We start from the raw sequence: 24,759 nt of genomic DNA, 5'->3' as shown, positions 1-24,759 counted from the left end.
TGACTCAGCCGACCGAGTCGAGCAGGCGCGCGATCACGCGGTCGTAGTGGTCGTCGCTCCCGTAGCGCTGCATCTCGGCGGCGACCGCGGCGGTGCGGGGCAGCCCGGGCGCGGTGGTGGCGAAGAGCCGCGCCATGCTCGAGGCGGCGTCGGGCTCGCTGCGCGAGATGGCGAACGACGCCCACCCGTAGTTGAGCGCGAGGATGCCGCTGAACAGCGCGACCGCGTCGTCGCCGGCCAGCCCGGCGCGTTCGAGGATCGCGAGGGCGTGCTCGCCGATCGGGAACGCGTTGGGCCCGGGGAGGGGGTGCGCGACGAGCGGCGCGACCGCCCACGGATGCGCGAGCAGCAGCGCGAGGTGGCGGTGGGCGAAGTCGTCGAGCTCGGCGCGGGGGTCGCCGGGCGCGCCGGACTCGGACGTGTCGACCTCGTCGGCGAACTCGATGCGACCGAGCACGCGGTCGAGCAGGGCGTCGACGAGCTCGTCCTTCGTCGCGAAGTAGCGGTAGAGCGCCATGGGCGACGCCCCGAGCTCGTCGGCGACCGCCCGCATGGTCAGGGCGGCGAACCCGTTCGCGGCCACGGACTCGGCGGCGTCGAGGATCTCGTGCTCGGTGAGGGAGTTGCGCGGGCGCCGGGTTCGCGGGGATGCGGCGTCGGTCATCCGTCCTCCTCGATCTGTAGCGTACAGCGTACATTATGATATAACGTACAGCGCACGCAACCGTGATCGGAGTCCCTCATGTCTCTCCTCCGCTGGATCCCCACCTTCCTTGCCTTCCCGCTCGGCGGTCTGCTCGCGATGCTCACGGTCGGGTCGGTGGCCGACCCGCTCACGGGCCTCGCGGCCGGAGCGATCGCCGGTGCCGTCGTCGGCGGAGCCCAGTGGCTCGCGCTCGGTCGTGCCGACGACTGGCGCTGGCTCGTCGCGACCGTGGTCGGCCTCGCGGGCGGCGCCGCCGTCTCGGTCGCGCTGTTCGGCCCGCCCGTCACCCCGGCTGCGGCGGCGCTCACCGGGCTCGTGACCGGCGTGCTCGTCGGCGGAGCGCAGGCGGTCGCCCTCGGCGCGCGCCTCCGCGTCGGCGCACTCTGGGCGGCGACCGTCGCCGCAGCCTGGGCGGCCGCGTGGACCATCACGGCGCTCGTCATCGTCGACCTCGACCGCGGGCACGTCGTCTTCGGTTCGAGCGGGGCGCTCGTCGCCACGATCCTCACCGGCCTCGTGCTGCGGCGGATCCTCGGGCCGCGGAATGCGCGGCGGGCCGCTCGGCCGTCGCCCGTGGTCGACGTCGCCACGACGGGGGCCTGACCGTCATGCGCATCGCCACCGGCATCCTCCTCATCCTGCTCCCGATCGCGTTCAACGTCGCCTTCGCGGCGCTCGCGGCGCGATTCTCCTACCCCGACATCCTCCGCAGGCCCACCACCGAGATCCTCGAGCGCTTCAGGGCGGGCGGGTCATCGCTCGTGCTCCTGTGGTGGTGCTTCGCGTTGACGGCCGTGCTGCTCGCGCCGGCGGCGGTGCTCGTCGCCGGCGCGCTGGCCGACGCCGACGCGACGCTCGTCGCGACCGGTCTCGTCGTCGGGGTGCTCGCGGCGGCCGTGCAGTTCCTGGGGCTCGTGCGCTGGCCCTTCCTCGTTCCCTTCCTGGCGAGGGAGAGCGCGGATCCCGAGTCGTCGCCTGCGCGGCGTGAGGCGATCGACGTCGTGTTCCAGTCGTTCAACCGCTACCTCGGGGTCGCGGTCGGAGAGCACCTGGGGTATCTCTTCAGCGGTGCATGGACGATCCTCGTCGGGGTCGCGATCATGCAGTCGGCCGCGGTGCCGTGGTGGATCGGGCTCATCGGAATCCTCGTCGGAGCCCTGCTGGCGCTGTGCTCGCTCGAGTTCGTCGGCGGGTTCGAGGAGCGAGGTTGGCGACTGGCCGGTGCGGTGACGCCGTTCGCCTACATCGCGTGGTCGGTCTGGCTCGTGGGCACGGGCGTCGCCCTGCTGTTCCCGCTCTGAGGTCGCGCGTTCGCGCCCGGCCGACGGTGCAGAAGAGGGGCGGATGCCGCGGCATCCGCCCCTCTCTTCGTGCGCGAGGTGCCCGGCCGGCGCGATCGCCGGCGCTCCCGCTCAGCCGATGAGGCTCGGCTGCAGGTCGCGCAGCGTGCGGAAATGCGTCATGCGGGTGACGCCGATCGCCGCGAGGGCGAGCGCGCCGACCATCCAGATGAGCAGCACGATCGCGTCGGAGCCGGCGCGGCCGAGGTCGCCGCCGTACATGACCTGCCGCATCATGTCGACGACGTAGCCCATGGGCAGCACGTGGTGCAGGGCCGCGAGCGGCGCGGGCAGCGTCTGCCACGGGAACGTGCCGCCGGCGGTCACGAGCTGCAGCACCATGAGCACGAGCCCGAGGAACTGCCCGACCGAACCGAGCCACACGTTCAGCGCGAGGATGATCGCCGCGTACGTCGCCGACGCGAGGATCATGACCCCGAGCGTGCCGAGCGGATGCGTCATCGGGAACCCGAGCGTCACCGCGAGCACGGTGAAGAGCCCGATCATCTGCACGGCGCCGAGGATGCCCGGGGTCAGCCAGCCGGCGAGCGTCACCCTGACCGGCGAGTGCAGTGCCGTGACCGCCCGACGCGAGATGGGCTTGACGATGAGGAAGAGCGCGTAGATGCCGATCCATCCGGCCAGCGCCGCGAAGAACGGGGCGAGGCCGGCGCCGTAGTTTCCGGCCTCGGTGAGCGCGTCGGTCTCGAGCGAGACCGGGTCGGCGATGGTCTTCGCCTGCGCGTCGCGGGTGGCCTGATCGGAGTCGGGGATCGCGTCGGCACCGTCGGAGAGTCCGGACTGCAGCGTCTGCGCGCCGGTCGCGAGCTCGCCCAGTCCGTCGCCGAGCGTGCCGATGCCGTCGCGCAGTGTCGAGGCGCCGGATGCCGCGGCTGAGGCGCCGTCGGCGGCGGTGGCCGCTCCCGCGGCGAGCGTGGCCGAGCCGGTCGCGAGCTCGGCGCTGCCCGCGGCGAGGTCGGCGGATCCGCTCGCGACCTGGGCGCTGCCCGCGGCGAGCTGGTCGATCTGCCCGACGACCTCCTGCACGCGCGCGTCGCCCGCGGCGATGTCGTCGCCGATCGGGTCGAGGCGGGCGAGCACGTCGTCGATGGTCGCCTGGTCGACGCCCGCGGCCGCGAGGCGCGCGGCGATGTCGGCGCGGGCCTCGGGCACGGAGGCCGCGGCCTGGCCGACGGCGGCTCCGACCCGGTCGGCGGATGCCGCGAGCTGCGCGTTGCCGTCGGCGACCTGCTGTGCGCCGTCGGCGAGGGTCGCGCTGCCGTCGGCCACCTGCTGTGCGCCCGAGGCGAGGCTCGCGCTGCCGTCGGCGAGCTGGCGCGTGCCGGTCGCGAGCGCGGCGTTGCCGTCGGCCAGCGCGGATGCCCCGTCGCCGAGCTGCGAGGTGCCGTCGATGGCGGTCGCGGTGCCGTCGGCGAGCTGCTGCGCGCCGTCGGCGGCCTCGACGATCTTGCCGCGGATCGTCGAGATCGAGTCGAGCAGCAGCGAGGCGGCTTCGCGGCCGACCTGCTCGGCGACGGTCGTGCGGATCGTCTTCACCGCCTGCTCGCCGATGGTGCCGGCGAGGTAGCTGTTCGCGTCGCTCGTCTCGAGGATGATCTCGGCCTGGCGCGGGTCGTCGGTCTGGATCGAGGCGAGCGCCTCGCTGAAGTCGGCCGGCAGCGTGATGACGAAGTCGTACGACGAGTCGGCGAGGCCGTCGGCGGCCTCGTCGGCCGAGACGCGGTGCCAATCGAACGCGCCGTCGTCGATGAGCTCGTCGGCGACCTCGTCGCCGACGTTGCGCGCGGCTGAGTCCTCGGTCGCGGGGCTGCCCTCGTCGGCGACGACGAGCGCCACCGGAACCTCGTTGAGCTTCGCGTAGGGGTCTTGGTTGGCCCAGAGGTAGAGCCCGCCGTAGAGCACGGGCACGGCGACGAGCGCGATGAGCGCGATCACCGACATACGGGTCGAGAACAGGCGCCGGAACTCGGCGGCGATCATCTGCGGAACCTTCACGCGAGGCCTCCTTCGGCGATGACGTCGTGTTCGACGTCCTCGTCGGGTTCTTCGTCGCCCTGCATGCGGGCGAGCATCGAATTCGCGGCGATGGCGGCGGCCGAGGCGTCGCCGGCGATGACGAGCACGGCGAAGCCGCGGTCGGCGAGCGCCCGAGCGAGGTCCCACCACTCGATGGGGTCGCCGCCGTGGCGGTCGGGGGAGACGAGCACGAGGCCCTCGACGCCGTCGCGGAGGATCGCGAGCTCGGTCAGGAGCCGCAGGCGGTCCTTGGGGTCGACGTTCGCGATCGGAACCCGCGCGGATGCCGCGAGCCCGAGGTCGTTCAGCCAGTTCGAGACCGAGACCGGGTGCGACGGGATGCCGGCGAACATGAGCTCCTCGGCGGTGACGCCCGCGACGGTCACATCGGGCGCGGGGTCGCTGACGCCCGGCGCGTCGACGAGGGCCACGCGCCGGCGGATCGCCGAGGCATCCGCTCGCCCGTCGATCGTGACGGTGCCCGTGTCGGGCCGCATGCGCCCCGCCGCCATGAGGCCGAGCACGGTGGGCCGCTGCTCGGTCTCGGCGCGGGCGAGGGTGGCGCGGCCGGACTCGAAGCCGATCGTCGTGCCCGGCAGGGCCTGGCCCTTGCGGCCCTTCGACACGTGGTGCAGGTCGATCCTCATGCGCGGGACTCCTCGTCGGTCTCGGCGTCGGCGGGGGCAGCGGCGGTCGTGGCGCCGGCCGTTGCCGGTGCAGGGCGGTACGCGAGCTCGGGTGCGGCGTCGATGAGCGCGCCGGCCTCGCGCCAGCCGAGGCCGGCCGTGCCGAGCACCGAGAGCATCACGAGGCGGTGGCCCTCGGCGTCGTCGATCCGGGTGACGGATGCCTCGAGCAGCACGGCGATCGCGGCGCGCTCGATGAGGCGGGCGAGCGTCTGCGGGTTCGTGTCGCCGCGGAGCGCGCCCTCGTCGATGCCGCGTGCGACGAGCTCGCCGACGCGTTCGCGCACCGGGGCGAGCGCGGCCGCCACCTGGTCGACGTGGGGCTCGCGCACGGCCATGGCGGCGAGCAGCTGCACGTGCTCGACCGCGTGCCAGAGGCGCGCGCCGAGCAGGGCGATCGCGGTGGGCGTGTGTGGGTGGTCGAGCGTGGCGGCGATGTCGTTGAGCCGGGTCGCGCCGGAGGCGATGAGGGCGGCGATGAGCTCGTCGCGGCCGGCGAAATGGCCGTAGACGGCTCGGCGCGAGAGGCCGGCGGCCGAGGCGATGGCCTCGAGCCCGGCGTCGGGGTGCTCGTTCAGCGTCGCCGATGCGGCGGCGAGCAGGGCTTCGCGGTTCGCGGCGGCATCTCGACGAGGGGCGCGGCGAACCTCCTCGGTGATGGTCGGCATGCTTCCATCGTACGAACTTGCACACTGCTGTGCAAGTTATCTCGGCGAACGCCCAGCGACACGCGCATCGCGCGCCGCGCGTGCTGCCTGCGCTCTACTGCAGCGCCGAGGTGAGTCGTGCGACCCCGTCGAGGAACGTCGCCGACAGCGGCTCCTTCTCCCACTCCTCGAGCGTGAGCTCGCGTCCGGCATCTCGGTACCCCTGCTCCACCTCGCGCATGTCCGCGACGAACGACGCTCCGCGCACCACGAGCGAGATCTCGAAGTTGAGGTTGAAGGAGCGGATGTCCATGTTGCTCGACCCGATGACGGCGACCCCGTCGTCGATCGAGAGATGCTTCGCGTGCAGGATGTACGGCGCCGGGTAGAGCCAGATACGCACGCCCGCCCGCAGCAGGGTGCCGTAGTACGAGCGCTGCGCGTGCCAGACCGAGCCCTGGTCGCCGAGTTCCGAGACGAACAGCTGCACGTCGAGCCCGCGCAGCTTCGCCGACGTGATCGCGTAGATCATCGCCTCGTCTGGCACGAAGTACGGGCTCGTGATGATCACCCGCTCCTGGGCCGACGCCACGAGCGAGAGGAACAGCCGCAGGTTGTTCTCGGTCGGGTAGGCGGGGCCGCTCGGCACGACCTGGCAGACCAGGCCCGCGGATGCCCCGGGCGAGGCGCCCTCGGTCGCGCCGACGGCAGCGGCGGCAGGAGTCGCCGCGCGCTCCGCGGGATCCTCGAGCAGCTCGTCGGTCTCGGCGTACCAGTCCGACCGGAACACCGCATCGATCGAGCGGACGACGGGCCCGGTGGTGCGCACCACGAGCTCCTGCCACTTCAGCCCGCGCTTGAGGTTCTTCTCCGCGTCGTAACTGCGGTCGATGAGGTTCTGCGAGCCCGTGAAGGCCACCCGGCCGTCGACCACGACGAGCTTGCGGTGGTTGCGCAGGTCGGGGCGCTCGTACCGGTTCGAGAAGAACTTCAACGGCAGCAGGAAGTGCCACTGCACGCCGATGCGGTCGAGCTCGGCGAAGGTCGCCTCGTGCACGCTCACCCGCTTGGATGCCACGTGGTCGAGCAGCACCCTCACCGTCACCCCGCGCTGCACCGCGCGCTCCATGGCGGCGAAGAACCCCTTCGTGGTGTCATCGAGCCCGATGATGTAGAACTCCACGTGCACGTACCGCTCGGCGGTGTCGATGTCGGCGGCCATCGCCGCGATCGATGCCTCGTAGTCGCCCATCAGCTGCGCGGAGTCGCCGGCGACCGCCGGCAGCGCGCCGAGCCGGCGGTTCTGCTCGACCACCGTCCGGAACCACGCCGGCCAGTTCGCGGCATCCGGCGACGGCAGGAGGTCCTCGTCGTGCTCCTCGAGGATGCGGTCGATCTCGAGCTGGCGCTGGCGCCGTCGCTTCGACAGCTTCACGTTGCCGATCAGCAGGAACAGGATGATGCCGATGAACGGGATGAGGAAGATCGCCAGCAGCCAGGCCATGGCCGCCGTCGGCTTGCGGTCGCGCGGCACGATGATGAGCGCCGCGATGCGGATGGCCAGGTCGGCGGCAACGAGCAGCCAGCCGATGATGGTGGCCAGTTCGGCGCTCATCGTGAGGGCTCCGCGTCGATCGTCGGTGCGTGGCTCATCGGCACTCCTCGGGTCGGAGCCGGACTGGCCGGCAGCGCGGGCGATGCCTGAGTATCGCACCGACGGAACCCGAACCGCAGGCTCACGCGCCCCGAATTGGGGGCGCGTCGCGGCAGGACGAACGGCACTCGCCGCCGTCGGGCGATTCGGCTGCGGGGCTTGAATGAGGTGACCCGAGACGAAAGGAGCCACCATGTCCGCAACGAAGCGACGGCTCACCGCAACCCTCGCCGTGATCCCGTTCGTCGCGCTCAGCGTGCTCGGCGCCGCCGCGGCCGCGAACGCGACGCAGCCCGGAGCCGACGGCACGCACAAGGTCGCGTTCTGCCACGCCACCCACAGCGAGACGAACCCGTACGTCTACATCGAGACCGACAACATCGCCGTCGTCCGCGCCCACTTCAAGCACCAGGACCAGGAGGACGTCTGGCCCGCCTTCAGCTACACCTGGAAGGGCGAGACCGTCTCGTACGCCGGATCCGACAACGACGCGTTCATCGAGCGCGGATGCCGCAGCGGCGACATCGGCTGACCCGTCGCCGACCCGTCACGTCGACACGCAGAAGGGCGGATGCCGCGGCATCCGCCCTTCTGCATGCGGCGTCGGTGCTGCTCGACTCAGTCGGTGCCGAGGTCGAACGCCGAGGCCTCGTTCGCGGCGTCGGTCGCGGCCTCGAGGTCGGTCTCGCCCGAGCCGGCCAGGATCTGCGCGGACTCGCCTGAGGCGAGGTCGCCCACGAGCGCGGCCGTCGCGCCGCCCACCAGGTTGAGGCGGGCGTACTGCTCGAGGCGCGCACGCGAGTCGGCGATGTCGAGGTTGCGCATGGTCAGCTGGCCGATGCGGTCTTCGGGACCGAAGGCCTGGTCGCCGACGCGCTCCATCGAGAGCTTCTCGGGCTGGTAGCTGAGCGCGGGGCCGGTCGTGTTCATGATCGTGTAGTCGTCGCCGCGGCGAAGTCGCAGCGTGACCTCGCCCGTGACGGCCGACGCGACCCAGCGCACGATCGACTCGCGCAGCATGAGCGACTGCGGGTCGAGCCAGCGGCCCTCGTACATGAGGCGGCCGAGTCGGCGACCCTCGTTGTGGTAGTTCGCGATGGTGTCCTCGTTGTGGATCGCGTTCACGAGGCGCTCGTAGGCGATGTGCAGCAGTGCCATGCCCGGGGCCTCGTAGATGCCGCGCGACTTCGCCTCGATGATGCGGTTCTCGATCTGGTCGCTCATGCCGAGGCCGTGGCGACCGCCGATGGCGTTCGCCTCGAGCACGAGGGCGACCGCGTCGTCGAAGCGCACGCCGTTCAGCGCGACCGGGCGACCCTGCTCGAACGTGACCGTGACGTCTTCGGTCGGGATCTCGACGCTCTCGTCCCAGAACTTCACGCCCATGATCGGCTCGACCGTGGTGATGCCCTCGTTGAGCTCCTCGAGCACCTTCGCCTCGTGCGTCGCGCCCCAGATGTTCGCGTCGGTCGAGTACGCCTTCTCGGCGGAGGCCCGGTAGGGAAGGTCGCGCTGCTGCAGCCACTCGCTCATCTCGGCGCGGCCGCCGAGCTCGGTGACGAAGTCGGCGTCGAGCCACGGCTTGTAGATGCGCAGGCGCGGGTTGGCCATGAGGCCGTAGCGGTAGAACCGCTCGATGTCGTTGCCCTTGTAGGTCGAGCCGTCGCCCCAGATGTCGACGCCGTCTTCGAGCATCGCGCGCACGAGCAGCGTGCCCGTGACCGCGCGGCCGAGGGGGGTCGTGTTGAAGTAGGCCTTGCCGCCGGAGCGGATGTGGAAGGCGCCGCACTGCAGCGCGACCAATCCCTCTTCGACGAGCGCCGCACGGCAGTCGACGAGGCGCGAGAGCTCGGCGCCGTACTCGATGGCGCGCCCGGGCACGGCCTCGACGTCGGGCTCGTCGGGCTGGCCGAGGTCGGCCGTGTACGTGCAGGGGATCGCGCCCTTCTCGCGCATCCACGCGACCGCGACCGAGGTGTCGAGGCCGCCTGAGAAGGCGATGCCGACGCGTTCGCCGACGGGGAGGCTGGAGAGGACTTTCGACATGCCCTCCAGCCTACCGGCGCGGCAATTCCGCTCCGACCGGCGGATGCCGCGCGAGACGCAGGAACCTCCGACGCCGCCTCGTGGGCGGCCGAGACCCCTCGCGATAAGGTTGAGTGTGACTGCAGACGAAACAGAAGCAGAGCGCGAGACCGGTCTCCTCGACGAACCCGAGGTTCGCGAGGCGCTTGCCACCGCCGATCGCGGGGCCGTCGCCGAGGTGGTCGCGGAGCATCCGTCATCGCCCCTCGCCTGGGCTGAGCTCGCCGACCTCGCCGATTCCGAGGGCAACTCCATCGCGTCGTTCGCCTACGCGACCGTCGCGGTCGACCTCGCCGAAGAGCAGCTCGCGGCATCCGGATGGGAGCCCGGCGCAGCCGTGCCCTGGTCCGACGAGCCCAACCGCGCCTACCTGCGCGCCCTCGACGCGAAGCGTCGCGCCGCGTCGGCCCTCGGCCTCGACACGCAGGTCGAGCGCCTCGCCGGCGAGCTCTCGAGCGCCGATGCCGAGGCCCCCGGTCGCATCGCGTCGGAGTACACGCCCACCCAGGTCATCACCATCGTGAGCCAGGCCCAGCTCCTCGAGCGGGCCGAGGCCACGGCAACAACCGGCGACCCGCTCGCCGAACCCGTCGCGCTCGACGCGGCCGGAGAGGACTGAAATGCCCGCAGCCGTCCTGATCGGTGCACAGTGGGGCGACGAGGGAAAGGGCAAGGCGACCGACCTGCTCGGTCCCCGCCTCGACTACGTCGTCAAGTTCAACGGCGGCAACAACGCCGGACACACGGTCGTCGTCGGCGACGAGAAGTACGCGCTGCACCTGCTGCCGTCCGGCATCCTGACCCCCGGGGTCACTCCGGTCATCGGCAACGGCGTGGTCGTCGACGTCGAGGTGCTCTTCGAGGAGCTCGAAGCCCTCGAGAGCCGAGGGGTCGATGTCTCGCGGCTGCGCGTCTCCGCGAACGCCCACCTCATCACGCAGTACCACCGCACGCTCGACAAGGTCACCGAGCGCTTCCTCGGCAAGCGCCAGATCGGCACCACCGGCCGCGGCATCGGCCCGGCCTACGCCGACAAGATCAACCGCGTGGGCCTCCGCATGCAAGACCTCTTCGACGAGAACATCCTGCGCCAGAAGGTCGAGGGCGCCCTCGACCAGAAGAACCACCTGCTGGTCAAGGTCTACAACCGTCGCGCGATCGCCGTCGACGAGGTCGTCGAAGACCTGCTCGGCTACGTCGAGCGCCTGCGCCCGATGGTCACCGACACGGCGCTGCTGCTGCACCAGGCGCTCGAGCGCGACGAGACCGTGCTCTTCGAGGGCGGCCAGGCGACCATGCTCGACGTCGACCACGGCACCTACCCGTTCGTCACGTCGTCGAACGCGACGAGCGGCGGAGCCGTCACCGGCTCGGGCATCGCGCCCAACCGCATCGACCGGGTCATCGCCGTAATCAAGGCCTACACGACCCGCGTCGGCGCCGGCCCGTTCCCGACCGAGCTCTTCGACGAGTGGGGCGAGTTCCTCAGCGAGAAGGGCCACGAGTTCGGCACGACCACCGGCCGCCGCCGTCGCACCGGCTGGTACGACGCCCCCATCGCGCGCTACACCTCGCGCATCAACGGCGTCACCGACTTCGTGCTCACGAAGCTCGACGTGCTCACCGGCATCGAGCGCATCCCCGTCGCGGTCGCCTACGACGTCGACGGGCAGCGCTTCGACGAGGTGCCGGTCTCGCAGTCCGACTTCCACCACGCGACCCCGATCTACGAGGACTTCCCCGGCTGGAGCGAAGACATCAAGGGCGCCCGGGAGTTCTCCGACCTGCCCGCGAACGCCCAGGCCTACGTGCGCGAGCTCGAGGCCATGAGCGGGTCGCGCATCTCGGCGATCGGCGTCGGCCCCGGCCGCGACGAGATCGTGCAGCTGCACGACCTGCTGGCCTGAGCCGCGCTTCCCCCTTTCGACCCTCCCCGACAGCGCCTTCGTTGGTGCCGTGCCGCTGATTCTCCCTCGTGCGTGTCCTGCATGCCATCCCCTACGAACCACGCCCGTGGGAAGTGCCGATCCTCAAGACGGCCGCTCGGACGAGCGCGCTCGAGTGATCGTGTTCTCGATCGGTGACCAGACCCCGCCCTCCACGGGGTCCGGTCCCCTCCACTTACGGGAGGACGATCTCGAAGGCGGGGTTGCCGGGGCTGAGCACGCCGAAGAGCTGCGTCAGCAGGCCGAGGTCGCCGTCCACGCCGAGGCCGTCGGACTGCAGGTCGCCGCCGGCGAGACGGATGAGTCGCGCCTTCTCGAGCGTGAGGTGCAGCGCGGCATCCGTCTCAGGCTCGCGTTCGACGTAGACGAGCACGCCGTTGCGGAGGGTGACGTGGAAGCTCCGACCGAGGTCGCTGACGGTGACGTCGAACGCCAGATCTAGATCCCAGGCCTTCGGGCCGTCGACGGTGATCGCGATGGCGTCGAACACCTGTTCGGGCGTGAGCTGCGCCAGGATCGCCGGCGCGTTCGTGGTGGTCGGCGTGCCGAAGTTGCCCGATCGCAGCTCGGTCGCTCCGGAGAGGAAGAAGTTGCGCCAGGTGCCGTTCTCGGAGCCGTAGCCGAGCTGCTCGAGGGTATCGGCGTAGAGCGCCTTCACCGCCTCGTTCGACGCGTCCACGAACACGGCGTGGTCGAGCAGGGTCGCCGCCCAGCGGAAGTCGCCGCCGTCGTAGGCGACCTGTGCGAGTTCGAGGACCCGGTCGATGCCGCCGATGGCGTCGACATACCGTTCGGCGATCGCGGCCGGCGGGTGCGGCCAGAGCTTGGCGGGGTTGCCGTCGAACCAGCCCATGTAGCGCTGGTAGATCGCCTTGACGTTGTGGCTGACCGATCCGTAGTAACCGCGCGCGTGCCACGAGTTCTCGAGGGCCGGGGGCAGCTGGATCACCTCGGCGATCTCGGCCCCGGTGAGTCCCTGGTTCAGCATCCGCAGTGTCTGGTCGTGCAGGTAGGCGTAGAGGTCGCGCTGCAGGCCGAGGAACTCCGTGATCTCGGCGTTGCCCCACGTCGGCCAGTGGTGCGAGGCGAACACCACCTCGACGCGGTCGCCGTAACGCTCGATCGCCTCGGTCAGGTACTGCGACCAGACGTGCGGGTCGCGCACGACCGCACCGCGGAGCGTGAGCAGGTTGTGCAACGTGTGGGTCGCGTTCTCGGCCATACACAGCGCGCGATACCGAGGGATGTAGAAATGCATCTCGGTGGGGGCCTCGGTGCCCGGCGCCATCTGGAACTCGATCTCGACGCCGTCGATCGTGTGCGTCTCGCCCGTTGTGGTGATCTCCAGCGTCGGCGCGAGCAGGGTCGCCTCACCGGTCGAGGTCGTCTGCCCGAGCCCAGCACCGACGGCGCCCCGCACCCCTCGTGGCAGTGCGGCGCCGTACATGTAGCCGGCACGGCGGCCCATCGCGGTACCCGCGTAGACGTTCTCGGCGACCGCGTGCTCGACCAGCCCTTCGGGCGCGATGATCGCGACGTCTCCGGCGTCGACCTGCTCCTGGGCGACGATGCCCTGCACGCCGCCGAAGTGGTCGATGTGCGAGTGCGTGTGGATGACGGCCACGATCGGGCGGTCGCCGCGGTGCTGACGGTACAGTCCGAGCGCGGCCGCGGCGGTCTCCTTCGAGATGAGCGGATCGACGACGATCACCCCGGTGTCGCCTTCGACGAACGACATGACCGAAAGGTCCAGACCGCGGATCTGGTACAGCCCCGGCACGACCTCGAACAGGCCGTGCTTGGCCACCAACCGGCTCTGTCGCCACAGGCTCGGGTTCACCGAGTCCGGCGCCTCCCCCTGGATGAAGTCGTAGGTCGACGCGTCCCAGATGACCTCGCCGGCCGCGTCGAGGACCTTCGGATCCTCCAGCGTCCCGATGAATCCTCGTTCGACCGCCGCGAAATCCGCGTCATCCGCGAACGGCAAGCGGGCTGTGAGCTCCGCCTGCGCGGCGATGATCGCTTCGGTCGGTTCCTGATGCTGCATTCCTGAAACTCCCCCTCAAGTGGGCACATCCCACCCTTGGCAGTCTGCCGGGAAGCACATGGAGGGGCAACCAACCTGGTCAAGGCTTCCGGCGCAGCTGAACACGCTTCGACGCCATTGCATCGGGACACGCCCCTTCCCCCCCTCGGACCCTCCCGGATAGGGTCGGAGGACGGGCGCTTCACCTACCGTGCGCCCGTGGCAGCCGTGCGGCTGTGGGGGCTGGGGGAAGTGATGTCCGTCGTTCGACGCGTGCTCGCCGGAATCGGCGCAATCATTCTGACGGCGGCACTGGCGACGCCGGCGGCGTTGTCGGCGTCCGCGGCTCCCGATGACGCCGAGTTCACCACCTTCACGAAGGCGGTCACGCCGCCAGACACGGCGCCCTTCGAAGCCGGCGAGCAGTTCAGCTACACGATCACCCTCACGTGCAACAGTCCCATCGTCGACATCTGCGTCGGCGCCCAGGTGGCGGACACGCTGCCGCCGCCCCTGATCTTCGACCCGACGGTTCCGAATCCGGTCATCGTCTCGACCGGCGACGCGACGGTCACGACCGGAGACACCGACTTCACCGTCGACTTCACCGAGGACGGCACGGCGGGCACCGGCCTGGAGACGGGCCAGCAGGTGAGCATCGTCGTCTACGTGCAGGTGCCCGATCCCGTCTCCGCAGACTACGACGGCGAGATCACGAACACCGCGACGGCATCGGCCGAGAACGCGTTGCCGAAGGACGCGTCGGTGGTCGTCGACCTCGACATCCCGTCGGAACTCGACTCGACGGTCGAGAAGTCGGTCGACGACCACGTCGCCGACGGCCAGACCGTTCCGTCGCTGCCCGGCCAGCCCATCGACTACACGATCGGCGGCGGCAACGCGTCGAACCAGTCCGTCGACGCGGTCGTCGTGCAGGACCCGGCGGAGGGCGTCGACAGCCCGTTCGACGGCTACCTCGACTTCACCGGCATCACGTCGATCACGCCGCCGCCTGGCGCCGACCAGGTGCAGATCGAGTACCGCGACGCCGACGGCAACTGGACCAGCGTGTACGGCCCCGACGTGGTGCCCACCGACTTCACCGACATCCCGGGCGTCGACCCGCCGTCCGACGTGAAGGGGCTTCGGTTCACGTTCACGTCCAGCACGGGCGAGCCGATTCCCCCGGGCGACAACGGCACGATCGGCATCTCGGCGGAGACGAACGACAGTGTGCTCGACATCCCGCTCGGCGAGTCGGTCGACGTGCCGAACACCGCCTCGTCGAGCGTCGTGGTCGACGACACGACGACCGACCCGAACACGGCCGACGGCGACGTCGTCATCAGCAACACCGGCCCGACCGTCGACGTCGAGAAGACGTTCGCCGATCCGGTACTGCTCGCCGGCGACTCCACCACGGCCACCATCGAGTCGGCCAACGGGCCGCGGCCCGTGACGTCCATGACCATCGACGAGCCCACCGCCGGGTCGCCGAACCTCGCCGACCAGGGGCTCACCTTCGACGGCTTCGGCGACATCACGTGGCCGCAGAACGCCACCGGTGCGTCCATCACGTACACGTATGCCGACGGCACGACCGAGACGCTCGACACCACGACGCCCGATACGCTGCCCGACCCGTCCGGCGACGTCGTCGGGTTCTCGGTCACCTTCACCGGCCCGATCCTGCCGAACGCGTCGGCGCAGATCCCGTTCGACGTCACGGCGCAGAGCGTCGACGGCCAGGCCGACGTCGTCAGCACGAACGACACGACCTCGACCGTGACCGACTCCACGGGCCAGACGGGCGACGACGAGGATGCCGCGGACATCACCAGGCAGCCGGTGCGCGTGTCGACGGTCATCGACAAGAACATCGTGCGCGACGAGGTCTGGGACGTGCCGGGCAGCACGACGGACGTGACGTTCCTCGCATCCGTGAACAACCAGGGCGAGAACGCATCGACCGTCGGAGCCGACTCGCTCGTGATCAGCGACCCCGCCGACCCGCAGCCCGGCGATCCGCCCTCGCTGTTCTGGAACACGTTCGACCTGAAGCAGATCAGCGCCGGCGTGCCGGCCGACGCGAACCTCACCGTCGAGTACTGGGACGGCGAGGAGTGGGTGACGCTTCCCGGTGCCGAGCTCATCGAGGGTCCGGCAACGTTCAACTACACCGTGCCCGACGACCTGCAGGACGACATCCAGGGCATCCGATTCGTCTACACGCCGAAGCCCGGCGAGACGCTGCCGCCCGGGTTCCAGGTCGCCCCGCGCATCTCGGTCGAGACCCGCGACCAGTTCCGCGACGGCTCGGGCAGCGTGCACGACGCGGCCGTGGCCGCGGATCCGCTCGTGGTCGACAACACGGCATCGTCGACGGTGACGAATCCCGACGACACGTCGCCCGAGGACAACACCGCGACCGACGGCGACCAGATCGACGTGAACCCGTTCGACCCCGACGAGGGCGTCGACCTGCTCGAGAAGCAGTGGCTCGACGAGAACGTCGAGGCGTTCAGCGACGACCAGCGCAGCGCGCGCATCTCGTGGGCGACCGAGGGCCTGCCGTTCGACTCGGTCGCGATCACCGACGACCCGACGGCCGGAGCGGACTTCGCCGACATCGCGGCATCCGCCTTCGACGCCTGGAACCTCGCCGTCATCGAGCCCATCGACGGCGACCTCGACCCGGTCATGACGTACGACCGCATCGGGACCGTGGAGCTCTTCGACGCCACCGCGGGCGACTGGGTCGACATCACGGCCGAGGCGTGCGGGGCGGCCGACACGACCGGCACCGCCTGCGACGGCGGCTTCCCCGGCTACACGCTCTCCGACGCCGAGCAGGCGTCGACGCTCGGCGTGCGCCTGACCTACGTCGAGGGCTCGAACCGCGGGGGCGCCGGACCGGCTGCAGGGTCGGGGGTCGCGGCATCCTACGATTTCGAGCGCAACCTCGACCTGACCTTCCAGCTCCGCCAGGAGAAGCGGAGCGGCGGCCCGGTGGTCGGCACGCTGCACGACGAGCCCTACAACTCGGGCCAGAACGGCGTGGTCACGAACACCGCCAGGGCTGAAGGCGTCGGGCCGCAGCCCGTGACCCATGACGACTCCGACGACATCACGATCCTCGACACCGTGATCAACACGTCGGTCTCGAAGTCGTTCGACCAGGACAGCCTGCCGATCCCGCCCGACAGCGCCGACCAGGCCGATTACCCGCTCGTCAGCGCGACGATGACGGCCGTCAACCAGACGGAGGCGAACGTCAGCGTGCTGCGGCTCGACGACCCGGCCGCGACACCGACGCCCCCGACTCCGCCGCCCGCCGAGACGACGACGTACACCTACCTGAACCTCTACAGCATCGACGTCATCACGGTGCCCGAGGCGGCGACGCAGTCGACCGTGACGCTCACCCGCGAGGGCGGCGGAACCGACGAGTACACGATCGACGAGGCGCTCGCCCTGACCCCGACCGATCTCGCCGACGTCGTCGGCTTCAGCGTCGTGCACACCGATCCCGACGGCGTGTCGATCGAGACCGAGGAGACGACCTCGGTCGTGCTGACCTACCAGTTGCGCGAGTTCCTCCGCGACGAGCCGGGCGTGCGCCCGACGACCGCCGACACGGTGACCAACGTCGCCTCGTCCGGGGCGTCGCGGCCCGGCGGCGATCCCACGCTCGACGAGGCGTATGCCACGGACGACGACTCGCTCACCTTCGCCGACGCGACGTACGGCGTCAACGCGGGCAAGTCGATCGACCCGCCCTCGCGCTACGAGGACGAGTCGCCCGACGGGTACACGGTGACGATCGGCGGCCAGCCGACCGGCAACGTGCGCACGACCGTCCTGACCCTCACGGATGACACGCCAACCTTCTGGAACGCGTTCGAGTTCGCGTCGTTCCCTGCCGCGACCCTGCCCTCCGGCATCGGCCAACTGCAGGTCTCGGCGCTCGTGGGCGTGGAGTACACCTACGACCTCGGCACGAACACGCTCGGCCAGACGTGCGACGGCGACACCGACCTCACCGACTGCTGGGTCGTCGGCGACTGGCAGGATGCCGTCTCCAACGTCGTCACGCCGGCGCTGCCCGACGGGGTCGCCGCCGCCGACGTGCGCGGCCTGCGCTTCGACATCCGCAAGGACGAGGACGAGACGAACTGGGAGTCGCCCCGAAACCCGATCGTGTCGCTCAAGTTCATCGCCGACCGGCTCGAGAACCTGCACTACGGGCCCGACGGCGTCATCGACAGCTACCCCGTGCCGTCGACGCTGCCCGGCCTCGAGACGGCGCCCGGCGAGACCGTGCAGGGCACGACGACCGACGACGTCGACGTGCACGGCACCGGGTCGTGGGAGACGCCCGACGGCGTGACGTGGCAGGCCGACGCCACCGCGTCCGACACCACGATCCTGCAGCACCGGGTGAACGCCATCAGCGTCGTCAAGTCGCCGGGCAACGGCTCCGGCGGCGCGGGCGCCCAGCAGTTCCCGCCGGCGTCGACCATTCCGTACACGATGACCATCACCAACACCGGTCAGTGGGCCATGACGGGACTCGAGCTCACCGACCAGGTCGCGACGGATGCGTCGGGCTCGCTGCTCGTCGCCGACCCCGATGCCGACGAGGAGTTCGAGTTCGAGCTGACCGACTCCTCGGGCGCCGCTCTGCCGACCGACGGGTTCACTGGCGCGCTCGACGAGACCACGGGCATCGTGACGCTCACGGTGCCCGACGGCTTCGTGTTCAACCCGGGCGACGTCCTCGTCATCCAGGCGAACCTCATGTTCCGCCCGGGGCTCACTCCCGGCACACCCGTCGGCAACTCCATCAGTGCCACGAGCGACCGCGACTTCGAGACGTGCGCGCACAGCTCGAACAACGTCCCGATCGCCGACTCCGCGAACGTCGCCGACTGCGCGGCGGACACCACCGTCACCCCGGCCGCTGCGGCGCCGATCAGCATCGTCAAGGCGGTCAAGGGCACGGCGGCGGGCGTGCCGGGCGTCGACCCGTCCGACCCGAACTACGACGACCTCGGCGTGCTGAACACCGCCGCGAATCCCACGGCCGCTGCCTGCGCCTCGCCGAACGCAGGCGGAGGCTTCTACGCGAACCAGTGCGTGCCGATCACCCGCCCCGGCGGGGTCGAGACCTGGCGCATCAGCTTCACCAACCGCGGCAACGTGCCGGCCGACCAGATCGCGGGCATCGACGTGCTCCCGGCCGTCGGCGACACCGGCGTGGTCGTCGGGTCGCCGCGTGGGTCGCAGTGGCAGCCGGTCTTCCTCGGCAACCTCAGCGTTCCCGGCGCCGGCATCGGCACCAGCTACTACATGGCGAGCGTGCCGAACCAGGCCTGCAACGCGGCGGACATCCGGTACAGCACGCTCGGTCAGCCGATCCCCGACAGCGACCCGTGCTTCGCCGACGTCTCCACCCGCCCGTGGGTGGTGTTCGACGCGACGACGCCGGCGGCGGAGCTCGCGACGGCGCGGGCGATCAAGCTCGTGTACAGCTTCTCGGCGGGAACGGGGTTGCCGCCGGGAGCCACCGGGGCCGTCACATACGACACGCGCACTCCGGCGATCGTGCCCACCGCCTATGCCAACGGACTCCCGATCGCGTGGAACACCGTCGCGGCCGGTTCGCGTGCCACGTTCGAGGGGAACCAGATCTACCAGGGTCCGGTCGAGCCCGTTCGCGCGGGCGTCTCGGTGCCCACGGGTCAGGTGCAGCTGCAGAAGCAACAGGTCGCTCCCGATTCGTGGACCTTCCCGCTGCCCGACTCCTACGACTTCGACGTGCAGTGCGAGTCGCTCGACGAACCCGTCGACCTCGTCGACACCGGAGGCGCCGAGGTCTCGCCGATCGACGTGCCAGCCGACGGCTCGCTCGTCGAGGTGGGCACCGCAACCAACCTGCCGCTCTTCTCGAGCTGCACGGTGCAGGAGCTCTTCGCGCAGGGCTCGACCGTCACGTACGACCCCGAGGGCACCGCGGACCGCTCAGGCGAGGTCATCGCGACGCGCGACCTCACGGGCCGCACCGACATCGCCCACCCGTTCCCGCCCGATCCCGTCGAGGACGTCACGCTCCAGGTGACGAACACGTACGAGATCGGCGGCTTCAGCGTCACGAAGGAGGTCGAGCGCAGCACCGCGGTCGACCAGGACGGCAACGCGATCGCATACGACCCGCAGTTCACGTTCGAGGCGAGCTGCATCTGGCTCGGCCAGGAGATCATCCCCGAGGACCAGCGCGAGTTCACGATCGGCGAGGGCGAGACGCAGGACTTCGGTCCGCTGCCGGTGGGTGCGGACTGCTCCGTCCAAGAGACGGATGTCGCGGGCGCGACCGCCTCGACGGTCGTCGTGACCGAGGACGGCGTCGATCGTGTCCCCGCTGATGTCACCGCGCCCGTCGAGTTCACGCTCCTCCCCGACGAGGAGGACGGCACCCACCTGACCGCCCTCACGGCGACGAACGCGTATACCGTCGGCGGCCTCGACATCACGAAGGCCGTGACCGGCGACGGTGCCGACGCGTGGGCGCCCGACGACTTCACGCTCCAACTCGTCTGCACGTGGGACCAGGCGACGACGAACCCCGTCTACGACGACACCTTCACGATCTCCGACGGCGAGACCTGGAGCGTCGACAACCTGCCGACCGGGGCCGACTGCACCGTGTCCGAGCCGGACGACGGCGATGCGACCCAGGTCACGATCACGCCGAACCCCGTCGTGGTCGGCGACACCGACGCCGAGGGCGGGGAACCGATCGCGATCGCCGTGACGAACGACTTCCGCGTCGGCGGCTTCCAGATCGAGAAGACCGTCGCGGGCTCTGGCGTCGGGTTCAGCGAGGACGTGCTGTTCGTCTACGCGTACACCTGCACGTACGAAGGAGCGACGGTCGGCGAGGGCAACCTCTCGATCACGGGCGACGGCACCGTCGGCCCTCTCGACTCCGAAGCGGTCACCGGCCTGCCGGTCGGCAGTTCCTGCCAGATCGTCGAGACGAACGACGGCGGGGCCGATGCCACGCCCGAACCGGTCACGGTGACGATCCCCGACGAGGTCGACGGCGTCGCGCAGGTCGGGGTCGCCGAGTTCGAGAACCGGTTCACCGCCGGCACGATCGCGGTGACGAAGGTCGTCGAGGGCGCGGCATCCGAGATCCCCGGGATTCCCGGGGCGACGTACACGGTGCACGTGACGTGCGCCGCGACCGCCGACGGCGACCCGCTGTTCGAGGGCGACATCGAGGTGGTCGGCGGAGAGACGATCACCGTGACCGATCCCGAGACCGGCGAGCCGCTGCTGCTGCCGCTCGGCACGCACTGCTGGGGCGAGGAGACCGATGACGCGGGCGCGACCTCGTCGAGCGTCGACCTCGACTCCTTCGACAACGCCGCGATCGTCGTTTCCTCCGACGGCGACGACCCGCAGGCGCTCGAGATCACGGCGACCAACACGTTCGACGTCGGCGACCTGACGATCACCAAGGCGATCGACGGCAACGCCGACCATGCCGAGGGCCGCACCTTCACGATCCTCGTGACGTGCACCTTCGACCGCGGCGACGGCAACCCGCCGGTCGTGATCTACGACCGGGAGCCCGTCGAACTGCAGGGCGGCGAGTCCGACACGCTCGGCGACATCCCCATCGGCTCCGAGTGCTACGCGGAGGAGCCCGACGGCGAGGGTGCCTACGACATCTCGATCAGCGCGACGGCGGATGACCCGGTCGTGGTCGACGGCGGTGACGAGCCCGTCACGATCACCGTGACGAACAGCTTCCCCGATGCCGGCTTCACGGTCGTCAAGGAGGTCGACGCCGGCGGCGCCGTGAACGCGGACGGCGAGCCGATCACGTACGACACCGTGTTCACGTTCACGGCGACCTGCGAGTTCGAGGGCGAGAACGTGCTCGACGAGACGTTCGAGCTCAGCGACGGCGAATCCCAGTCCTACGACACGCTGCCCGCGGGCACGGACTGCACCGTCACCGAGACCGACCAGGGCGGCGCGTCGACCTCGATCGTGCTCACGCAGGACGGCGCGGAGACCGACCTCGGCACGGTGGCCGAGGCATCCTTCACCCTCCTCCCCGACAGCGACGGCACGGTCGTGACGAGCGTCGCGGTGACGAACGCCTTCACGGTCGGCTCCATCGCCATCACGAAGGCGGTCACCGGATCGGGTGCCGACACGTGGGCCCCCGACGAGTTCGATGTGCGGCTCGTCTGCACGCTCGACTCGGCGGACCCGGACACCGTGTACGACGGCATCGTCACCATCGGCGCAGGCGAGACGGTCACGGTCGGCGACCTGCCGACCGGTGCCGACTGCACCGTGACCGAGCCCGACACCGCCGGTGCCACCGAGGTCACCATCGCTCGGGAGCAGCCGGTGACGATCGGCGCCGACGGCGAGGAGGGCGACCCCGTCGCCGTGACGGTCACGAACGACTACCGCGCCGGCGGCTTCCAGATCCAGAAGAACATCACCGGCCCCGGTACCGAGTTCACCGACGGGGTCGACTTCGTCTACGACTACACCTGCACGTACCAGGGGGGCACCGTCGGTGAGGGCACGCTCACCATCACCGGCGACGGCACCGCGGGACCGCTCCTCTCCGAGACGGTGACCGGCCTGCCGGTCGGCAGCTCGTGCGAGGTCGTCGAGACCGACGACGGCGGGGCGGATGCCACGCCCGACCCGGTCACGGTCGTCATCCCCGACGTGGACGACCAGGGCGCTCCCCAGGTCGTCGACGTGGACTTCGTGAACCCGTTCAGCGCCGGCACGATCGCGGTGACGAAGGTGCTCGAGGGCACCGGCGCCGAACTGCCCGAGGTCGTCGAGGCGACGTACACCGTGCACCTGACCTGTGCGCTGACCGCCGACGGCGACCCGCTGTTCGACGGCGACGTCGAGGTCACCGGCGGCGAGACGGTCACCGTGCTCGACGAGGCGACCGGCGAGCCCCTGCTGCTTCCGCTCGGCACGCACTGCTGGGGTGAAGAGACGGATGACGCGGGCGCGACCGACTCGTCGGTCGACTACGACTCGTTCGACGATGCCGCCATCGTCGTGGCATCCGATGACGAGGAGCCGCAGGCGCTCGCCGTGACGGCGACGAACACGTTCGACCTGAGCAACGTCTCGATCGAGAAGGAGGTCAGCGGCAACCCCGACCATGCCGAGGGCCGCACCTTCGAGATCCTCGTCACCTGCACGCTCGACCGCGGCGACGGCAACCCGCCGATCGTGGTCTACGACCAGGAGCCGGTCGAACTCGAGGTCGGCGAGGTGACGACGCTCTTCGAGGTGCCGGTCGGCTCCGAGTGCTGGGCCGAGGAGCCCGACGGCCAGGGCGCGTACGACATCTCGATCAGCGCGACCGAGGACGACCCGATCGTGGTCGGCCCAGAGGGCGCCCCGCCCGCCACCATCACGGTGACGAACGACTTCCCCGACGCGGGCTTCACCGTGACGAAGGACGTCGACAACGGCGGCGCCGTCGATGAGAACGGCGACCCGATCGAGTACGACACGGTCTTCTCGTTCACCGCGACCTGCGTGTTCGAGGGCGAGACCGTGCTCGACGAGTCGTTCGACCTGAACGATGGCGAGGAGCAGACCTACGACACGCTGCCCGCCGGCAGCGAGTGCACCGTCACCGAGGCCGCCTCCGAGGGGGCGACGACCTCGATCGTGGTGACGCAGGACGGTGTCGACGACGACCTGGGCGCGACCTCGGAGGCCACCTTCACGCTCCTGCCCGACAGCGAGGGCGTCACCGTGACCGCGGTCGCGGTGACGAACGCCTTCGGAGTCGGATCGGTCGAGATCACGAAGGCCGTGACCGGTACCGGCGCAGAGGCCTGGGGCGGTACGTTCGGCGACTTCGAGGTGGAGCTCGTCTGCACGCTCGAGGGCGCAGACCCCGACGTCGTCTACGACGCGACGCACACGCTGACGAAGGATGCACCGGGCGACGTCTGGACGGTCGAGAACCTGCCGACGGACGCGGACTGCACGGTCGCCGAACTCGACGACGGCGAGGCGACCGAGTCCACCGTGAGTCCGTCGGAGTTCATCGTCGGCGACGACGCGACCGACGAGCCCGTCGCCGTGACGGTCGAGAACGAGTTCCGCACCGGCGGCCTGAACGTGCTGAAGGCGGTCACCGGACCGGGTGTCCCCGAGTTCTCGAACGGTCCGTTCATCTTCCAGGTGGAGTGCACCTACGACGACCAGACCGTCATCGACCAGGAACTCGTCGTGGTCGGTGACGGCACCGATGGTCCGTTCACGAGCGAGACGATCACCGGCATCCCGGTCGGTGCGGAGTGCGTCGTGACCGAGACGTTCAAGGCCGATGCCGACACGACGCCGCCGCCGGTCACCGTGACGATCACCGACCAGGACGAGGGCGTCGAGACCGTCGTCACCGCGGGCTTCCTCAACGTCTTCTCGTTGGGCACGATCGACGTCACCAAGGCGGTCGACGGCTCGGCGGCCGACGAGGCGTACGTGCAGGACGCGACGTTCACCGTGCAGGTGACCTGCCAGCTCGACGTCTTCGGCACGATCGTCACGGTCTTCTCCGGGCCGGTCGAGGTCGGTGCCGACGAGACGGTGCCCGTGCTCCGTGAAGACGGCGACCCGCTGAAGCTGCCGTACCAGACGCACTGCTTCGGCGAGGAGACGGATGCCGCGGGTGCGACCGAGAGCACGATCGACTACGACTCGTACGACAACGCCGCGATCATCGATGTCGAGGACGAGCCGCAGACGTTGGAGCTCACGGCCACGAACACCTTCGAGGAGGGGTCGGTCGACCTCGTGAAGACGGTGAGCGGGGCGACGGATCAGGCCGACGGCAAGACGTTCATCGTCGCGGTGACCTGCACCTTCGACCAGGGCGAGGGCAACGACCCGTACGTGCCGTTCGACGCCGAACCGGTGCCGATCACCGCGGGCGAGACGGTGACCCTCAGCGACCTGCCGATCGGCACGGAGTGCTGGGCCGAGGAGACCGACGCCGGCGGGGCGATCGCCGTCACGGTCAGCGCGACCGAGGCCACCCCGGTCGTGGTCGGCCTCGACGAGGCGGCGACGATCACGGTCGACAACGAGTTCGCGCCCGCGCCGCCGGTCACCGGTGTCGACGGCGCTGCCGTGGCGGCATGGATCGGCTTCGGCGGCATCCTCGTCGCGATCGGCGTCGCGCTCGTGCTGATCGCCCGCCGGCGCCGACGGGCGTAGCGCCGCATCGCGGCCTTCGCGCCGGACATGAGGATGCCCCGCCCGGGATCGGGCGGGGCATCCTCATCTCGGGTCGCTATTCGTTGCCGACCGCCTTGTCGATGTTGCCCTTGACGTCGTCGATCACGCCGTCGTGCTCATCGGGCGCGATCTTCTTCACGGCTTCGCCGATGCCGTCGAGCAGCTTGTCGCTGATGTCCTCGGCCTGCTCGCTCTTCAGGACCTCTTGGATCTTGTCCTTGTTCTGCTCGATGAAGTCCCCGGCCTGCTTGGCGAGGTCGTCGATTCCGGCCATTCCGATCCCCCATCTCCACGGCGTCGTCGCCGATCGGAT

Annotated in this window: 13 protein-coding genes and 2 pseudogenes; 6 read left to right on the top strand and 9 right to left on the bottom strand. The window is 70.3% G+C overall.

What is annotated here, in order from left to right; all coding sequences use genetic code 11:
* Window positions 1-4: 4 nt before the first annotated feature.
* Window positions 5-664 (bottom strand): TetR/AcrR family transcriptional regulator, encoded by a 660-nt coding sequence (locus ASE68_RS18010; RefSeq protein WP_055862833.1) that lies wholly within the window; start codon window positions 662-664, stop codon window positions 5-7.
* Between the two features lie 78 nt (window positions 665-742).
* On the opposite strand from ASE68_RS18010, the gene ASE68_RS18005 reads away from it, so the two are divergent.
* Entirely contained in the window at window positions 743-1,309 is a 567-nt protein-coding gene (locus tag ASE68_RS18005; protein WP_055862831.1) for a hypothetical protein, read from the top strand.
* Window positions 1,310-1,314: 5 nt separating this feature from the next.
* Window positions 1,315-2,007, top strand: a complete 693-nt coding sequence (locus tag ASE68_RS18000) for a DUF4386 domain-containing protein (protein ID WP_055862829.1) — start codon at window positions 1,315-1,317, stop codon at window positions 2,005-2,007.
* A 111-nt stretch (window positions 2,008-2,118) separates the two neighbouring features.
* Here ASE68_RS18000 and ASE68_RS17995 read toward each other — a convergent pair whose 3' ends face one another.
* From ASE68_RS17995 to cls, 4 genes are all read right to left on the bottom strand, one after another.
* Window positions 2,119-4,062 (bottom strand): YhgE/Pip domain-containing protein, encoded by a 1,944-nt coding sequence (locus tag ASE68_RS17995; RefSeq protein ID WP_055862826.1) that lies wholly within the window; start codon window positions 4,060-4,062, stop codon window positions 2,119-2,121.
* Entirely contained in the window at window positions 4,059-4,730 is a 672-nt protein-coding gene (locus ASE68_RS17990) for a hypothetical protein (protein WP_082462481.1), read from the bottom strand. The genes ASE68_RS17995 and ASE68_RS17990 overlap by 4 nt, the downstream gene beginning before the upstream one ends.
* Window positions 4,727-5,437, bottom strand: coding sequence for a TetR/AcrR family transcriptional regulator (locus ASE68_RS17985; RefSeq protein ID WP_055862824.1), 711 nt, complete (start codon window positions 5,435-5,437; stop codon window positions 4,727-4,729). Before ASE68_RS17985 ends, ASE68_RS17990 begins: the two co-directional genes overlap by 4 nt.
* Window positions 5,438-5,531: 94 nt before the next feature.
* Window positions 5,532-7,031, bottom strand: a complete 1,500-nt coding sequence (gene cls, locus ASE68_RS17980) for a cardiolipin synthase (protein WP_055862822.1) — start codon at window positions 7,029-7,031, stop codon at window positions 5,532-5,534.
* A 232-nt stretch (window positions 7,032-7,263) separates the two neighbouring features.
* Here cls and ASE68_RS17975 point away from each other — a divergent pair, with 232 nt between their 5' ends.
* Window positions 7,264-7,602: a hypothetical protein gene (locus ASE68_RS17975; RefSeq protein ID WP_055862820.1), complete on the top strand. Its 339-nt coding sequence runs from the start codon at window positions 7,264-7,266 to the stop codon at window positions 7,600-7,602.
* A gap of 86 nt (window positions 7,603-7,688) precedes the next feature.
* Here the strand turns inward: ASE68_RS17975 and argG are convergent, their stop codons facing one another.
* Window positions 7,689-9,116, bottom strand: coding sequence for an argininosuccinate synthase (gene argG, locus ASE68_RS17970; protein ID WP_055862818.1), 1,428 nt, complete (start codon window positions 9,114-9,116; stop codon window positions 7,689-7,691).
* 115 nt (window positions 9,117-9,231) lie between these two features.
* On the opposite strand from argG, the gene ASE68_RS20370 reads away from it, so the two are divergent.
* Window positions 9,232-9,774, top strand: a complete 543-nt coding sequence (locus tag ASE68_RS20370) for a DUF3151 family protein (RefSeq protein ID WP_158551888.1) — start codon at window positions 9,232-9,234, stop codon at window positions 9,772-9,774.
* 1 nt (window position 9,775) lies between these two features.
* Window positions 9,776-11,062, top strand: coding sequence for an adenylosuccinate synthase (locus ASE68_RS17960; protein ID WP_055862815.1), 1,287 nt, complete (start codon window positions 9,776-9,778; stop codon window positions 11,060-11,062).
* A gap of 214 nt (window positions 11,063-11,276) precedes the next feature.
* On the opposite strand, the gene ASE68_RS17955 is transcribed toward ASE68_RS17960, so the two are convergent.
* On the bottom strand, window positions 11,277-13,148 hold the full coding sequence (locus ASE68_RS17955; RefSeq protein ID WP_055862813.1) for an alkyl/aryl-sulfatase: 1,872 nt from the start codon (window positions 13,146-13,148) through the stop codon (window positions 11,277-11,279).
* A 234-nt stretch (window positions 13,149-13,382) separates the two neighbouring features.
* On the opposite strand from ASE68_RS17955, the pseudogene ASE68_RS17950 reads away from it, so the two are divergent.
* Window positions 13,383-24,287, top strand: a pseudogene (locus ASE68_RS17950) (DUF5979 domain-containing protein); the annotation flags it as partial.
* Here the strand turns inward: ASE68_RS17950 and ASE68_RS20910 are convergent.
* Window positions 24,206-24,433, bottom strand: a pseudogene (locus tag ASE68_RS20910) (hypothetical protein); the annotation flags it as partial. The pseudogenes ASE68_RS17950 and ASE68_RS20910 sit on opposite strands and share 82 nt — an antisense overlap.
* A 68-nt stretch (window positions 24,434-24,501) precedes the next feature.
* The gene (locus tag ASE68_RS17945; RefSeq protein ID WP_055862810.1) at window positions 24,502-24,720 is read right to left on the bottom strand and encodes a hypothetical protein; all 219 of its coding nucleotides are present in this window, start codon (window positions 24,718-24,720) and stop codon (window positions 24,502-24,504) included.
* Window positions 24,721-24,759 lie beyond the last annotated feature (39 nt).

This window comes from Agromyces sp. Leaf222, from assembly GCF_001421565.1.
Classification (GTDB): domain Bacteria; phylum Actinomycetota; class Actinomycetes; order Actinomycetales; family Microbacteriaceae; genus Agromyces.
This window is presented reverse-complemented; position numbering and strand designations above follow the sequence as displayed.